Origin of the sequence: Synechococcus sp. RedBA-s, assembly GCF_024345495.1 — a bacterium.
Lineage (GTDB): Bacteria > Cyanobacteriota > Cyanobacteriia > PCC-6307 > Cyanobiaceae > Regnicoccus_A.
On sequence record NZ_JAGQBF010000026.1, the window covers coordinates 1 to 15,124 of the forward strand.

General features: G+C 66.7%; 17 protein-coding genes. 9 read left to right on the forward strand and 8 right to left on the reverse strand.

The annotated features are described in order from the left end of the window. Nucleotides 1-645, reverse strand: coding sequence for a tyrosine-type recombinase/integrase (locus KBY67_RS11085; protein WP_255111098.1), 645 nt, complete (start codon nt 643-645; stop codon nt 1-3). A 68-nt stretch (nt 646-713) separates the two neighbouring features. Between KBY67_RS11085 and KBY67_RS11090 the strand changes: the two genes are divergently transcribed. Next, entirely contained in the window at nt 714-1,448 is a 735-nt protein-coding gene (locus KBY67_RS11090) for a class I SAM-dependent methyltransferase (protein ID WP_255111099.1), read from the forward strand. 7 nt (nt 1,449-1,455) lie between these two features. Here the strand turns inward: KBY67_RS11090 and KBY67_RS11095 are convergent, their stop codons facing one another. From KBY67_RS11095 to KBY67_RS11120, 6 genes are all read right to left on the reverse strand, one after another. Then, nucleotides 1,456-1,668 (reverse strand): L,D-transpeptidase, encoded by a 213-nt coding sequence (locus tag KBY67_RS11095; RefSeq protein WP_255111100.1) that lies wholly within the window; start codon nt 1,666-1,668, stop codon nt 1,456-1,458. A gap of 90 nt (nt 1,669-1,758) precedes the next feature. Next, nucleotides 1,759-3,105: a SufS family cysteine desulfurase gene (locus KBY67_RS11100; protein ID WP_399214350.1), complete on the reverse strand. Its 1,347-nt coding sequence runs from the start codon at nt 3,103-3,105 to the stop codon at nt 1,759-1,761. Nucleotides 3,106-3,110: 5 nt separating this feature from the next. Further along, nucleotides 3,111-4,364: a SufD family Fe-S cluster assembly protein gene (locus KBY67_RS11105; RefSeq protein WP_255111102.1), complete on the reverse strand. Its 1,254-nt coding sequence runs from the start codon at nt 4,362-4,364 to the stop codon at nt 3,111-3,113. 11 nt (nt 4,365-4,375) lie between these two features. Next, nucleotides 4,376-5,164 (reverse strand): Fe-S cluster assembly ATPase SufC, encoded by a 789-nt coding sequence (sufC, locus tag KBY67_RS11110; protein WP_255111103.1) that lies wholly within the window; start codon nt 5,162-5,164, stop codon nt 4,376-4,378. Nucleotides 5,165-5,243: 79 nt separating this feature from the next. Continuing rightward, complete coding sequence (sufB, locus tag KBY67_RS11115) at nt 5,244-6,686, reverse strand: Fe-S cluster assembly protein SufB (protein ID WP_255111104.1); 1,443 nt, start codon at nt 6,684-6,686, stop codon at nt 5,244-5,246. Nucleotides 6,687-6,691: 5 nt separating this feature from the next. Next, a complete protein-coding gene (locus KBY67_RS11120) occupies nt 6,692-7,063 on the reverse strand; it encodes a ferredoxin-thioredoxin reductase catalytic domain-containing protein (RefSeq protein WP_255111105.1) in 372 nt (123 codons plus the stop codon). Between the two features lie 335 nt (nt 7,064-7,398). Between KBY67_RS11120 and sufR the strand changes: the two genes are divergently transcribed. Together sufR and KBY67_RS11130 are read left to right on the forward strand one after the other, a co-directional pair. Then, the gene (gene sufR, locus KBY67_RS11125) at nt 7,399-8,067 is read left to right on the forward strand and encodes an iron-sulfur cluster biosynthesis transcriptional regulator SufR (protein ID WP_255111106.1); all 669 of its coding nucleotides are present in this window, start codon (nt 7,399-7,401) and stop codon (nt 8,065-8,067) included. Further along, nucleotides 8,060-8,449 carry a hypothetical protein gene (locus KBY67_RS11130; RefSeq protein ID WP_255111107.1) on the forward strand — a complete coding sequence of 130 codons (390 nt, stop codon included), beginning with the start codon at nt 8,060-8,062 and terminating at the stop codon, nt 8,447-8,449. The genes sufR and KBY67_RS11130 overlap by 8 nt, the downstream gene beginning before the upstream one ends. Here the strand turns inward: KBY67_RS11130 and KBY67_RS11135 are convergent. Then, a complete protein-coding gene (locus tag KBY67_RS11135; protein WP_255111108.1) occupies nt 8,415-9,314 on the reverse strand; it encodes an EamA family transporter in 900 nt (299 codons plus the stop codon). The two genes, KBY67_RS11130 and KBY67_RS11135, sit on opposite strands and share 35 nt — an antisense overlap. 55 nt (nt 9,315-9,369) lie before the next feature. Between KBY67_RS11135 and KBY67_RS11140 the strand changes: the two genes are divergently transcribed. The 6 genes from KBY67_RS11140 (at nt 9,370) to KBY67_RS11165 (ending at nt 15,117) form a co-directional block, all read left to right on the forward strand. After that, a complete protein-coding gene (locus KBY67_RS11140; protein ID WP_255111109.1) occupies nt 9,370-9,966 on the forward strand; it encodes a phycobiliprotein lyase in 597 nt (198 codons plus the stop codon). Between the two features lie 117 nt (nt 9,967-10,083). Beyond that, a complete protein-coding gene (locus KBY67_RS11145; RefSeq protein WP_255111110.1) occupies nt 10,084-10,845 on the forward strand; it encodes a phycobilisome rod-core linker polypeptide in 762 nt (253 codons plus the stop codon). Nucleotides 10,846-11,047: 202 nt separating this feature from the next. Beyond that, nucleotides 11,048-12,166: a DUF4912 domain-containing protein gene (locus KBY67_RS11150; protein WP_255111132.1), complete on the forward strand. Its 1,119-nt coding sequence runs from the start codon at nt 11,048-11,050 to the stop codon at nt 12,164-12,166. Next, a complete protein-coding gene (locus tag KBY67_RS11155) occupies nt 12,166-12,339 on the forward strand; it encodes a hypothetical protein (RefSeq protein WP_255111111.1) in 174 nt (57 codons plus the stop codon). Before KBY67_RS11150 ends, KBY67_RS11155 begins: the two co-directional genes overlap by 1 nt. 163 nt (nt 12,340-12,502) lie before the next feature. After that, the gene (locus KBY67_RS11160) at nt 12,503-13,903 is read left to right on the forward strand and encodes a phospholipase D-like domain-containing protein (protein ID WP_255111112.1); all 1,401 of its coding nucleotides are present in this window, start codon (nt 12,503-12,505) and stop codon (nt 13,901-13,903) included. After that, nucleotides 13,900-15,117, forward strand: a complete 1,218-nt coding sequence (locus KBY67_RS11165) for an FAD-dependent oxidoreductase (protein WP_255111113.1) — start codon at nt 13,900-13,902, stop codon at nt 15,115-15,117. The genes KBY67_RS11160 and KBY67_RS11165 overlap by 4 nt, the downstream gene beginning before the upstream one ends. Nucleotides 15,118-15,124: the final 7 nt, after the last annotated feature.

Genomic DNA, 15,124 nt, shown 5'->3' on the forward strand with positions numbered 1-15,124 from the left:
TCACGATGGAGCCGGGTCTGGGGATCCACTGGGGATTGGATTGGTTTCGCAGCCCCAAGCTCCCATGGCTCCCTGCCCACCCCATTGACTGAGACGCATGCTGTTGCAAGGGTTCTCAGACTTGTGTCGGGCAGTCAGGGCTGGATCAGTCCAGCGATGCGTCTGCGGAAACACCCACTGCCAGGACCACTCCACCGCGGCATTGGGGTATTTCCGTCCCAGCGCATGGGGCAGCTGTACCCGGCCATAGCCCTCTGCCAGGTCCGTCTGATGCAATCGACGAACCTTCTCCAGGTGAAGCCCCAGCTTCTCCCCTACACGGGTGGGCAACAGGGTGCGGCGATCCTTGGAACCCTTGCCATCGCGCGCGGTGAGCTGCTTCCGGCTGAAATCCAGGTCCTGCACCCGCAGCCGCAGTGCCTCCAGGAGTCGCAGCCCGCTGCCGTAAAGCAGCCCCGCCACAAGTGCCTCCACGCCATCCATCCGCTCCAGCACCGCCCGCACCTCCTCCGGCGTCAGCACCACCGGCAGCCGCTTGCGCGTCCGCGTCCGCACCACACCCTCGAGCTCCACATCCAGCTCCAACAACTCCCGAAACAGAAACAGCAGCGCACTCAAAGCCTGGTTCTGGGTTGAGGCGCTCACCTGTCCCTCGCCAAGCCGCCTACGCTCAGCGCACGATCGGCGGCCTCAGCGGCTGGTCAGCCTCAGGCATGGACTTCTTCGACCGTCAATGGAGCACCTACCGCCGGGTGGTCGACGCAGACCTGATGGAGCACCAAGCGCTCTCGGCGGCCACCACGGCGGCGATCGAGGGCTGGCTGGCTTCGCGGCCAGAAGGATCGTCACCGCCCCACATGGTGGACCTCGGCTGCGGGGATCTCGCCCTGCTGGCACCGCTGCTGCGCCGCTTACCCCTGGGCTCCTACCTCGGGCTTGATCTCTCCGCCTCCGTGCTGCCCCACGCCGCCGCGCAGCTGCAGGGGGTGCCCTACCCCTGCGCCTGGCGCGAGCAGGATCTGCTCACCTGGGCGCTCGAACAATCCGTCTCCGGCGATCCCGGCTCCACCCCCGCCCGTCCGGTGGACCTGATCCACAGCTCCTTCGCGGTGCATCACCTCAACACCGACGAGAAGCTCCAGTTCCTCTCGGCCGTGCGCCACCGGCTCACCCCCACCGGGATGCTGCTCTGGATCGATGTGTTCCGTGAACCCGGAGAAAGCCGCGACGACTATGTAGCCCGCTATATCCGGCGCATCCACCACGGCTGGCAGGCTCTCGCCGCCGATGAACAGCAGCAGGTGATCGATCACCTCAGCAGCTTCGATCAGCCCGCTGACGCGGCAGCCATCCAGCGCACCGCGGAAGCCTGCGGCTGGCGCTGGCAGTGGCTCTGGCGCGGCCGTCACCGGGCCGAAGCCCTCGCCGCCCTGACTCCCGTGGGCTGACCGCCGCTCAGGGCCGAATCTCCACCGGTGTGCCCACGGCCGTGCGCGGAAACAGCCAGCGGGCCACGCCGAAGCACTCCCCGGCCCACTCCTGCCAGGGTGCCAGATGCAGGCAGAGGCGATCCGGAGCCAGGCCGCCGCCGCTGAGACAGATCACGTTCGGCACTGCGGGGATGCGGTAATCGGGCCCCACCAGCGTCACCAGGGCGGCATAGAGCAAGCGCTACTGATCGTCGTAGGCGTAAAGCTTCTGCTCGGAGAGATCGATCAGCAGCGCCGCCACGAGCTCCAGCATCAAGGAGCCCCCAGCTCAGCCGTGCTCCCGTAGGAAGGCCACACTGCTGACCAGCTCTTCAGCAAAGCGGTCGATTTCCTCAAGGGTGGTGGTGAAGCTGAGGCTGGCGCGCGCAGAACCGCTGATGCCGTAGTGGCGATGCAGGGGCTGGGTGCAGTGGTGCCCGCTACGGATGCAGATGCCGCTGGCATCGAGCAAGGCGGAGATGTCGTTGGCATGCAGGCCCTCCACCACGAAGGCCGCCAGGGCGCCGCGATCGGGTTGCTCCTGAGGGGTGGGTCCCAGCACCCTGAGCCCATCGACCGCCTGCAGCCGCTGGAAGAGATGGGCGGTGAGCCTCTGCTCCCAGGCGTGGATGCGATCCAGCCCCAGGGCATTGAGATAGTCAATGGCGGCACCCATGCCCACGGCTTCACCAATCGCCGGGGTGCCCGCCTCGAACTTGTGGGGCAGCTCGGCCCAGGTGCTGTGGTCGAGATACACGTCCTGGATCATTTCACCGCCGCCCAGGAACGGCGGCATCACCTCCAGCAGCGCCTCCCGTGCCCAGAGGAAGCCCATGCCCGTGGGGCCACAGAGCTTGTGGGACGACCCCACCAGGAAATCAGCCCCCAGCGACTGCACGTTCACCGGCAGGTGCGGCAGGCTCTGGCAGGCATCCACCAGCAGCAGGGCGCCGGCGGCATGGGTGAGCTCCGAGATCGCGCCGATCGGGTTGTGGCAGCCCAGGGTGTTACTGATCTGCACCACGCTCACCAGCCGGGTGCGCTCATTGATCTGCGCGCGCAGATCCTCCAGGTCAAGCTCTCCGCTGGCCGTGAGGCCGGCGTGGCGCAGACGGGCGCCCGTGCGCGCAGCCAGCTGCTGCCAGGGCACCAGATTGCTGTGGTGCTCCATCACCGTGAGCACAATCTCATCGCCCGGGCGCAGAAAGGCATCGCCCCAGCTGCGGGCCACCAGATTGATCGCCTCACTGGCATTGCGGGTGAAGACGATCTCCCGGGGCGTGGCGGCGCCCACAAAGCGGGCGGTCTTGTCGCGGGCACCCTCAAAGGCATCGGTGGCGCGGGCGCTGAGCTGGTGAGCGCCCCGGTGCACGTTGGCGTTGTCGTGGGAGTAATAGCGCTGCAAGGCCTCCAGCACCGCCTTGGGCTTCTGGCTGGTGGCGGCGTGATCCAGGTAGATCAGCGGCTGACCCAGGCAGGCCTGATCAGCCAGCAGTGGGAAATCGGCGCGGGTGAGCGCGGCCAGATCCGTGGCGGGGTTGGCCGCAACAGCATCAGCAGGGGTAGCAGCAGCGGCAGGATTAGCGGCAGCAGTGACAGCGGTAGCTGTGTTGGCGGTGTTGGCGGTGGACAGCATCGTCATCAGGCCTCCCCCAGCAGTCTCTGCAGCGGTCTCCAGGCCGCCGCCGCTGCGGGCAGGGCGCGCAGCACCTCCTCGCAGAAGCCGCGCTTGAGCAAGCCGGCGGCCACCGCCGCCGAGAGGCCCCGGCTCTGCAGGTAGAACAGCTCGTCGGTCTGCAGACGGCTCACAGTGGCGCCATGGGCGCAGCGCACGTCGTCGGCCACGATCTCCAGTTCCGGCTTGGTGTCGATCCGGGCCTGGTTGGAGAGCAGCAGGTTGCGGCTGAGCTGGGAGGCATTGGTGCGCTGGGCGGCCCGGGGCACCTTCACGGCTCCGTTGAAAACACTGCGGCCGCGGTCGTCGGCAATGGCCTTGTGGAGTTGATCGAGCTGGCCTTCGGGGCCGCGGAATTCGACGCGGCTGTGGGTGTCGGCCAACTGCTGGCCATCGGCCAGCTGCAAGGCCTTGAGGCTGGTGGTGGCCTCACCATCCACCTGCACCACCCGTGGTTCAAAGCGCGAGAGCGCCCAGCCATGGCTGGCCCACACCGACTCCAGCAGGCTGCGGGGCTCCTGCTCCACCGCCAGATGGCCGAGGAAGCAGGCCGGACTTTCGCCCAGGGCCAGCAGGCCATGGCGCAAGGTTGATTCACGGCCCAGATGGGCTTCGATCACCAGGCTGGTGAGGCTACTGCCGGAGCCAAGCTGCACCTGCAGCACCTCCAGGCTGGCCTTCTCCTCCAGCAGCAATAACACCCGCACGGGGCGCATCACCCCATCTCCGGCGGCCTGGCTCACCAGCTCCAGGATTGGGGCCACCACAGCGCTCACCCGCAGCGCCAGCACCCGCGGAGCGCTGGCCTGGTTGAGCTCCACCGGCCAATGCTGCTCGCAGTTGCAGGCGGCCAAGGTGTGACCCAGGGCCTGCTGCACCTCATCAGCGCCCAGCAGCGAAATCCCAGCCGGCAGGCTCTGCCCGGCCAGGGGATCCCCAGGGGCATCGAGCCAGAGCCGCACCGCACCGGCGGCGGGCTCCGGCCAGCTGCCCTGCTCGCCGGCCGGAGCCAGGGCCGGGGTCAGCGCCGTGAGCGGGGCAAGGTCGGTGAAGCGCCAGTCTTCCTGGCGGCGGGTGGGCAGCGGCTGGCGGGAGAGGGCCTCGCGGCCGCGCCATTGCACCGCTTCAAGTTCACCGGCCGGGGCAGGCAATCGCTCCAGGAAAGTAGTCACCCAGCTGGAGGCGGCCACAGCCGCCGAGTTGGACGCGGAATTGGACATCGCCGCCACCATCAGGCCACCTCCAGCACAGCCAGCTCCTGGTCCACCCAGTCGTAACCGCGATCCTCCAGCTCCAGCGCCAGCTCCTTGCCGCCGGTGCGCAGGATGCGGCCGCCGGCCATCACATGCACATAGTCGGGAGTGATCACATCCAGCAGACGCTGGTAGTGGGTGATCAACAGGGTGGCGTTGTCGGGGCTGGCCAGATGATTCACGCCGCCAGCCACGATGCGCAGGGCGTCGATATCAAGGCCGGAATCGGTTTCATCGAGGATCGCCACCAGGGGATCCAGCAGGGCCATCTGCAGGATCTCGTTGCGCTTCTTCTCACCACCTGAGAAGCCCTCATTGACGCTGCGCTCAAGGAAGGCTGGGTCCATCTGCACCACCTGCAAGCGTTCGCGCACCAGATCTTCGAACGCAAAAGTATCGAGTTCCTCCTCGCCCTTCTCACCGCGACGGGCGTTGGTGGACACCCGCAGGAACTCGAGGTTGCTCACCCCGGGGATCTCCACTGGGTACTGGAATCCGAGGAACAGGCCCAGGCGGGCCCGCTGCTCCGGTTCCAGATCCAGAAGATTGGCGCCGCGGTAAAGCACGCTGCCGCCGGTCACGGTGTAAGCGGGATGGCCTGCCAGCACCTTGGAGAGGGTGCTCTTGCCGCTGCCGTTGCGGCCCATCACCGCATGGATCTCTCCGGCCTTGATCGTGAGATTCACTCCCTTGAGGATCGGCTTGTCCTCCACCCGGGCCTGCAGGTCAACAATCTCGAGGAGGGTATCGGCGTCGGGGCGAATCACAGGGGGCGGAACAGGGGAAACAACAGGAGAAGGAGCGACGCTCCAGAGGAACAAAGCCTGGGGGAGAAGACCGGGGTGATCAGCCCACCGACCCCTCCAACTTGAGGGCGAGGAGCTTGTCGGCCTCGGCGGCGAATTCCATCGGCAGCTGGTTGAAGACATCGCGGCAGAAGCCACTCACCATCATCGAGACTGCTTCCTCGAAGCCGATGCCGCGACTCTGGAGATAGAAGAGCTGATCGGCGGAGATGCGGCAGGTGCTGGCCTCGTGCTCCACGCTGGCCTCGGGTTGCTGCGAGCGTATGTAGGGGTAGGTATTGGCAGCCGCCTGATCACCAATCAGCATCGAATCGCACTGGCTGTAGTTGCGCGCACCCGTGGCCTTCGGGCCGATCTGCACCAGACCGCGGTAACTGTTGGAGGAGCGGCCGGCGCTGATGCCCTTGCTCACAATCGTGGAGCGGGTGCGGGGACCCACATGCACCATCTTGGTGCCGGTGTCGGCCTGCTGAAGATTATTGGTGAGGGCCACGGAGTAGAACTCACCGACGGAGTCTGCGCCCTGCAGCACACAACTGGGATACTTCCAGGTGATCGCCGAGCCGGTTTCCACCTGGGTCCAGCTGATGTGGCTGCGGTCGCCACGGCAGTGGCCGCGCTTGGTTACGAAGTTGTAGATTCCGCCCACTCCGTTCTCATCACCGGCATACCAGTTCTGAACGGTGGAGTACTTGATCGAGGCATCATCGAGCGTGACCAGTTCGACTACCGCCGCGTGCAGCTGGTTAGTATCAAACATCGGGGCGGTGCAGCCCTCCAGATAGCTCACCGAGGCGCCCTCTTCGGCCACGATCAAGGTGCGCTCAAACTGACCGGTGTCACCGGAATTAATGCGGAAGTAGGTGGAGAGCTCCATCGGACACGCCACACCCTTGGGGATGAACACAAAGGAGCCGTCGCTAAACACGGCTGAATTCAGGGCTGCGAAGAAGTTGTCGTTGCTGGGCACCACCGTGCCGAGGTAGCGCTCGATCAGATCGGGGTGATCCTTGACGGCCTCACTGATCGAGCAGAAGATCACGCCGTGTTCTGCAAGCTTCTCGCGATAGGTGGTGGCGATCGAAACGCTGTCGAAGACCGCATCAACGGCCACATTGCTGAGGCGCTTCTGCTCACTGAGAGGAATACCGAGCTTTTCGAAGGTTTCCAGCAGCTTGGGATCCACCTCATCGAGGCTCGCCTTTTTCTCCTGTTGGCGAGGGGCGGCGTAATAGATCATCTCCTGATAATCAATCGCCGGATGGCCCAGTGTCGCCCAGTCAGGCTCCTCCATGCGCAACCACTGCTTGTAAGCCCGTAGGCGGAAATCAAGCAGGAACTGCGGCTCATCTTTTTTGGAGGAGATCAGCCGGACAACATCTTCGCTGAGACCCTTATCGATCTTGTCAGTTTCGATATCAGTGACGAACCCATACTTATAGGGCTGACTGACAAGGTCGCCGACGCTGGTGGAGCTGCTCATGGCATTCAGGCGGCGGGGGATTCGATGTGGGTCTTGATCTCCTCAAGGCCGATGGTCTGCTGTTCGCCGCGGAAGGGATTGTCTTCGGTGAGGAAGAGCATGCAGTGGCACTCCTTGCGCTCTCTCATCGGCACGCAGGGGCAGTTCCAGAAGGCCTGCTCCGCCTCGGCCTGCTTGTCCTCATAGTGGCGGCAGGGGCAAAGGGCCGCCCCCAGCTGCTCCTTGTGGCGAGCCAGCCCTTCCAACACCACCGCCGTCACCCCGGGATCACTGCAGAAATAGGTGTCAGTCCGCTTGGCGTAGGCCTCGGCGAAACGCCGGATCAGCTCCAGGCTTTCGCTGCTGGGGGCGGCCGTGGCGGAGGGGGCGTCGGACATGAATTCAGAAAAACAAGGGAGTCACCGAGGCCGGAGCGGAAAACAGCGGCAGCGGGAGGGCGGAGACAGAACCCAGCGGTGGCAGGGCGGCGAAAAGAGACTGAAGCTCTTGAAGCAGATCGCCTGAAGAGGAATCTGCCAACAGAGTTCGCTGGACCGAACTGACAGCATCAACCAATTACGAAACTCAATCGTTTCGATACTGGCAACCCTAGGGCAGCTGAGCTGGTGATGGGGACTGGGACCATTGTGGACTGCCCATGGCCACAACATCGACAAGCGCGTGGCAACGTGTGGTGAAGGTTCGCGACCGGACGGACCGGGCTGAATGTCCGATGAGCGCCTCCACCCAGGCCCCAACCCGAGAAGCAGCCCTGGCTCTGCTCCTGCGCCAAGGCGAAGCTACAGCCGCCCAGCTGGCGGAGCTGCTGGGGGTGTCGGTCCAGGTCATGCGTCGCCATCTGCGCAGCCTTGAAGACGACGGCCTGGTGGCCAGCAGCCCCAGTGGTGATGGGCCCGGGCGCCCCAGCAATCACTGGCACCTCACCCCCGAAGGCCACGACCAGTTCCCCAACGGCAGTGAGCACTTCGCCCTCGCCCTGCTCACCTCCATGGCCGACAGCCTGCCCGCCGACACCGTGCAGACCCTGCTGCGCCAGCAGGCCATTGCCAAAGCTCACGATTACCGACGTCAGATCGGCACGGGCCCCCTCCTTGAGCGCCTGGAGCGTCTGGTGGAACTGCGCTGCAGTGAGGGCTATGTCAGTGATTGCCACCCCGAAGCCGACGGGCTTTCCTGGTGCATGAGCGAATTCCACTGCTCCGTCTCCCGCCTGGCTGAACAGTTCCCGGTGCTTTGCGACCAGGAATTGCAACAGATGCGTCACACCTTTCCCGACTGCAGTGTGGAGCGGGTGCACTGGCGCCTGGAAGCCGGCCACTCTTGCGGGTTCCGCATCACTCCGAGCAAAGAAGCCGCCAACCCGATTTCCCACGATGGCTGAGGCCCAGGCCGGGCCCCTCACCAGCCCAGATGTGGCCCTGCTCGAGGCCACCCTGCTCCCCAGCCTTGAGCGCCACCACCTGCGCCTGCTGGCCCATTGCCTGCGCACCCTTCAGCAGGTGGCCGGTAGCCACGCAGGCCCCCTGCCACCCCGCTCCGCGCTGCTCACCTGGATCGCCAAGCAGGGCGGAGCCGCCGCCGATGCCGAGTTTCAGCGGGCCTTCCTCACCCAGCTGGAGCGCGGCGCCCTGCAGCTCAAGGAGCTGGCGGCCAGCCAAGGCTGCGAGCCCCTCGCCCTGGGGATCGGCGACCTGATCACCTGGGCGGAGGCTGAGGCCAGGGCACGGCTCAGCCTCGCCAGCCCAGCCCCACCACCAGGCTGACCCCGGCCAGGGCCAGCACCGCCGCCAGCAGTCCACTGAGGCCCGGCCGGTCCCCCTCCAGACCCGCCAGCGGCAGGGCCAGCACCGGAGCGGTGGCCAGCAGGGCCACGGCCAGACCGGCCGGCAGGTGCTGCAGGGCCGTCTGCTGCAGGACGATGCCGGCGCTGGTGCCCAGCAGGGTGGCCAGCAGCACCAGGGGCCAGCGCCGCCGCAGGGGGCGCGGGCGCATCCCCGGGGGCGGCAGCCGCCACAGCAACGGCAACAACACGAAGGCCGCGGCCGCCAGCCGCAGCGTGGCCGACTGCAGCGGCGGCAGGCCTGAATCGCGCAGAGCCGCCCTGGAGAGCAGGGCGCCGGCGCTGCCGCAGACCAGGGCGGCGAAGGCCAGCAGCAGACCCAGCCGCTGCCCCCCCGGGGTCAGCGCCACCACTTCGGGCCCTCCGGTCGGAGGCTGCTGGCGGGCCACCAGCGCCACCGACAGGCAGATCAGCGCCACCCCCAGCCCCTGGGGCCAGCGGGGCCACTCGGCCAGGAACAGGGCCCCGCCCAGCAGCGACAGGGCTGGACCGCCGGCTTCAAGGGTGAGGGTGCGACGGGTGCCCAGTCGGCGCAGGGCCGCGAAATAGAAGCTGTCCCCCAGGGCGATGCCGAGCACGCCACTGGCCAGCAGCAACAGGAGCGCGGGTGGCGCCACCCGCCAGCCCCCCAGCAGCAGAAACGGCAGCTGGAGCCCCACTGCCAGCAGGTTCTTGACCAGGTTGAGCTGGGCGGCGCTTAAGGAGGTGGGCAGACGGCGCCAGAGGCTGCTGGAAAGGGCCCAGCAGAGGGCTGCGGCCAGGGCCGCCACGACTCCCGTGCTGGCCACCTTGTAACGGCTGGGGTGAGGGAGTTGCGATCATCGCTGCAGCCGTGCTGCAGCCGTGAGCATTCCGATCGTCGACGCCCTCAGTTTCTTCAGGCTCAGCTGCGGGCGCTGGCGCTCCCAGCGCACCAGCCACCACCTCCTCCACCGCCGCGCCGAGGCAGGGGGGTCGATGATTGAAGTGGTGGAAGTCGAGGTCAGCGACCCGCGTCTGCAGGCGATCGCCGCACTGCACGGCCAGGACCCGGCGGGACTGGTGGGGGGCTGTCAGGTGCGCTGGAGCGGCTCGATGGCCTGGGACAAGGCCGGCGAAGCCCATCAGGGGGAGTCGGTGTTCGGCCTGATCCCCACCGACGACGCCGGACGCGAGGGACTGCTGCTGCGTGACCGGGGCTATGCGGAAACCGCTCCGGTGGCGGGCCACTTCTGCATGGATGAGCGCGACGGCCTGCTGCTGACCACCGCCTACGAAACCATGACCAGCCTGGAGCGCTTCTGGTTCCCCCACCCCAACCTGCGCCTGCGCACCAGCACGGTGGAAGGGCTCTCCAACACCGCCTCCTTCTGCATGGAGAGCCGCTGCCTGGAGGGCGAGGGCGCCACAGCCCCGGCGGAGGCCCCTCGCGAAGCACTGGTTTCGGCCTTCGGCTGGTAGGGCGGCCCTGCCCCGAGCGGGTCGCCCAAACGTTACGGACTGTGAGCCCTGCCGCCCCGGGCCGGGTTCCACCGGGGCTGACTTCTACGATCCACAGCGACGGATGACGATGTTCGCGTGGCGATCCCGCTTCTGCAGTACCCACCCACCAGCCAGAACTCTCGAGTGAAGGCGTTCCGTGTGGGCTCCGACGAGGATCCGAAAGGCGTCTCGCTGGACAAAGCCTTCGACCGCAACGCCCAGAATGTGGTGATCGAGACGGCTTACCGTCAGATCTTTTTCCACGCCTTCAAGGTAGACCGCGACACGAGTCTGGAGTCGCAACTGCGCGATGACCAGATCACCGTGCGTGATTTCATCCGGGCCCTCTGCCTCTCGGACACCTTCACACGCAGCTTCTACAACCTCAACAGCAACTACCGGGTGGCTCGCCACCTAGTGGAGAAGCTTCTAGGCCGCCAAGTGTATGGCAAGGCCGAGGAAATCGCTTGGGCGGCGGTGATCATGACCAAGGGCATCGTCGGTGCCGTTGATCAGATTCTCGACAGCGACGAATACCTCGAGAACTTCGGCTACGACACCGTTCCCTACCATCGCAACCGAGTGGTGGGCTCCCGTGAGGTGGGCGAAACACCCTTCAACATCACCTCCCCGCGCTACGAGGCTTACTACCGCGGCATTCTGGGTTTCCCCCAGATCATTTACACCGGTACCACCAAGAGCCTGCCCAAGCGGGCCAGCCAGCGACGTGGTGGCTTTCCCCAGGACTACCTGCCCTGGGTGCGCAGCTTGCCTGCCATGCGCATCGGCTCCGGCTCCTCGGGCGATGCCAACATGGATTACCTCTCGAAGGTTCCCTACCGCAGCATTGGCCGCTGATTCCAGCACTCTGCAGCCAGAACCATCCACCAAAACGGCGGCTCACCCCGCCGTTTTTTTTGTTGGCCATCCCGAGAAGGCCCAGTCAGGTGTTGCTGACGGAGCGATGCTGCATGGCTGAGAAGGGCGGGATTAACCCCAAACTGATCCACAAACGAAATTGGGAGAAACGGTGACTCAGGCAATCTCGTCCTTGGCCCGCATGACGCTGCGTCAGCTCCGCCAGATCGCCAGTGATCTGGGTGTGAGCCTGTACAGCCGCAAGTCCAAGGAGGAGTTGGTCAACGAGATCCAGGTCGTCAAGAGTGAGCCGGGCGGCCCTTCCCTCACCCCAACGGAGGGGCCCTCGGCTGCCGCTGCTGGAACCCTTGAGAGGCTGGAAGCGGGCTTCGGCTCAGCCCCACGCCCGGAAGCGGAAACCAAGGTGGTGTTCCTGCCCCGCGACCCCCAATGGGCCTATGTGTTCTGGGAGATCGCAGAACCCGAGCGCCTCAGAGCCATCGAGGCCGGTGCCGGCCAGCTCTGCCTGCGGGTCGCCGATGTCACCGGACTGCCAGCGGGCGCCTCGCACCCCCACACGCTCCAGGAGGTCCCCGTCGACAGCCATGCCACCGAGTGGTATCTGCCAGTCCCCCTGAGCGATCGCGATTACCGCGTTGAACTGGGCTACCGCAAGCACGGCGGTGGCTGGCTCTCCATGGGTTTCTCCGCCATGGCCCGGGTACCCGCCCTGCATCCAAGCGAGCAGATCCTCGATCAGTTCGTGCCCTTCTCCCTGGAGGCGGCCCCCAGCGACACAGCCCTCGGCACCCCCTATCCCCACAGCAGCCCGACCCCCCATGCGGCCGAAGTGGACAGTGGTCTGCACGAGCGCCTGTACCAGTCGGCCACAGTGCGCTGGAAGCATTTCGGTCGCGGCTCCGAAGCCTTCCACGAGCTCGAGGATTCCGACTCGACCGCAGGTCTGCGCAGTCTGAGCGATTCGGGAATCGGCCTCTGGGCCAGTGGCCGCAACGACTCAGGAATCGGTGGTGTGGCGCCCCGTCAGCGTTCCTTCTGGCTGGTGGCCGATGCCGAGCTGATCGTCTACGGCGCCACGGATCCCTCGGCCAAGCTCACCATCGGCGAGGAGGAAGTGCCCCTCTCCTCCGATGGCACCTTCCGCGTGCAGGTGCCCTTCCGTGACGGCCAGCAGCTCTATCCGATCCAGGCCGTGGCCGCCGATGGCGAACAGAAGCGCAACATCACCCTGAGCTTCAAGCGCAGCACCCCCGAAGACAACAGCAATCCCTCCAGTCAGGCCGTGGCTGAGTGGTTCTGATGCGCGCCTTTGTCGCTTTCACCCCCCTGGCCGGCACCCTCACCCTGCCCTTTCTGGTGCCATTGCTCATGCTCAAAGTGGGCATCGGCACAGCGGTGGGCATGGCCGTGCTGGTGAGCACCATCTGGTTCGTGCTGATGCTGCGCACCGCTGAGATGCCCGGTCACCACTGAGGCCTGGTCACCACTAAGGCCAGCTCAAACCCCCGTCCGAGGGGAATGCTCAGGGGAGCCGCCAACCAGCGCCGTGCCCTCCCCACCAGCCCGTCCACCGGCGGGCCCACCAAGCCGACAGGTCACCTGGCGGTCCAGGACTCTGCCACTGGCGGTCAGCCTGATGGCTCTGGGACTTGGTGGTTGCTCCGCCGCCGCGCGCATCCTCGGCACCGCGCCTCCTGATCTGCCCTTGCCGCCTGGGATCGAGGTGGCCTTCAACCATCGCGCCGACCACCACTACCGCAGCCCGATCAGCGGCGAGCGCCGCAGCGGCGACGACCTTGAGGCGCTAGTGCTCGAAACGATCGAACGGGCCCAGAGCGAGATCCTGGTGGCCGTACAGGAGCTGTCCCTGCCCCGGGTGGCCGAGGCCCTGGTGGAGCGCAAACGCCGGGGGGTGCGCGTACGGGTGATTCTCGAGAACACCTACAGCACCCCCTTCAGTGAGCAGTTGCCGATGGGGCTGAGTTCCCATCAGCTGGGGCGCTACCGCCAGTTGCTGGCCCTGGCCGACAGCAACCACGACGGACACCTCAGCGCCAGCGAACGCGACCGGGGCGATGCGGTGCGCATCCTGCATCGGGGTGGCATTCCTCTGATCGACGACACCGCCGACGGCAGTGCGGGCAGTGGCCTGATGCACCACAAGTACATGGTGGTGGACCAGCGCTGGCTGGTGAGCGGCTCGGCCAATTTCACCCCCTCCTGCATCCACGGCGACCCCGACGACCTCCGCACCCGCGGCAACGTGAACCATCTGCTGCGCATCGAGAGCCGGGATCTCGCCGCCCTGTTCAGCAGGGAATTCAGCCGCATGTGGGGGGATGGCCCCGTCGGCCTCACCGACAGCCAGTTCGGCATCGCCAAGAACGAAGGCCCGGTGCAGGCCGTAATGGTGGGGCCCACCCGGGTGGAGGTGCTCTTTGCTCCCCACCGCCGCAAGGATCTCAACCATGGACTGCTGCTGCTCGATCAACGCCTGGCCCTGGCCCAGCGGCAGCTGGATCTGAGCCTGTTCGTCTTCTCAGCCCAGCGGCTGGCCGACCGGCTCGCCGAGCTGCAGCAGCGGGGCGTGGCGATCCGGGTGCTGGCCGATCCCGGCTTCGCCAGCCGCAGTTTCTCTGAGGTGCTCGACCTGCTGGGGGCCTCGATGCCCGATCGCTTCTGCAAACTGGAGCAGGGCAACAGCCCCTGGCAGCAGCCGATCAACGGGGTCGGAACGCCCCGCCTGGCCCGCGGCGACAAGCTGCACCACAAGTTCGCCGTGGTGGATGGCAAGACCGTGATCACCGGGTCGTTCAACTGGAGCCCGTCGGCCGCCCACGGCAATGATGAAACGTTGATGATCCTGGAGTCGCCCCAGCTGGCGGCGCACTTCATCCGCGAGGAAGACCGGATGTGGCAAGGGGCTGAACTGGGGATCACCCCCCGGCTGCGGCGCAAGCTGGAACGGGTTCGCCAGAGCTGCGGCCAGGGCACAGCGCGGCCCCTGGCCACCACAGCTCAGAACCCACGACCATGACCCCAGCCCACCAGCCCCAGCCCGTCGTGATCGTGGGCGCCGGACCAGCCGGCGCCTCCCTGGCGATGCTGCTGGCCGAGCGGGGGGTGCCGGTGACCCTGGTGGAAGCGGCGCGGGATTTTCAGCGCCAGTTTCGCGGCGAGGGGCTGATGCCCTCGGGTCTGGCGGCCTTGGAGGCCATGGGCTGCGGGCCCCTGCTGGCCCGCCTGCCCCAGCGCCCCCTGAGCGCCTGGTCGTTCCAGCTGCACGGCCACGAGCTGTTCCGGGTGGAGGAACCCCTGGAGGGTGATCGAGCCTGCACGCTGATCTCCCAGCCGGCACTGCTCGACGCCCTGCTGGAGCGGGCCAGCCGGGCCAGCGGCTTTGGCTGGAAGCCAGGGGTGGCGGTGGTGGATCTGATCGAGTCAGGGGACCGCATCGCCGGGGTGGTGCTCAGCGATGGCAGCCGGCTTGGGGCCTCCCTGGTGGTGGCCACCGACGGCCGCTCCTCGCTGCTGCGGCAGCGCTCGGGGCTGGAGCTGGAGCGCCGGAGCAGCCCCATCGATCTGCTCTGGTTCCGTCTTCCCAGTCACCCCCGCTTCGAGGGCGACAACGTCTTCACCATGCTGCTGGGTGAGGACGGCAGCGCCTGCAGCCTCTTCCACGGCGCCCTGCCGGGCGAACTGCAGTTGGGCTGGGTGCTCAGCGGCGGTGAGCGGATCGAGCGCAGTCCCGAGGCCTGGGGCGAAGCCTTCGCGGCTTTGGCACCGGCCTGGCTGGCGAATCACCTGCGCCAGGTGGCCCCAGCGATCAGCACGCCGCTGAAGCTCTCGGTGCAGGTGGGCTGCTGCAGCCGCTGGCATCGCCCCGGCCTGCTGCTGCTGGGGGATGCGGCCCACCCGATGAGTCCGATCCGGGCCCAGGGGATCAACATGGCCCTGCGCGATGCGATCGTGGCCACCAACCACCTGCTGGCGCCCCTGTTGGCGGGCGATGCCACCGCCATCGACAGCAGCCTGGAGCAGATCGAGGCCGAACGAGTGCCTGAAATCCGCAGGGCCCAGGCCCTGCAGCAGCAGGAAGCGCGTCAGGCGCAGCTGCTGCGGCGATCGCCCCTGCTGCGCCGCGCCTTGGTGCAGCTGGCGCCATTGCTGGGGGAGCGGATCGCTCACTCCTGGCGGCAGCGCCAGATCCCCCTGAGGCTGGGTCTGGCCAAGATTCAGCTCACGGTCTGAGCCGCCG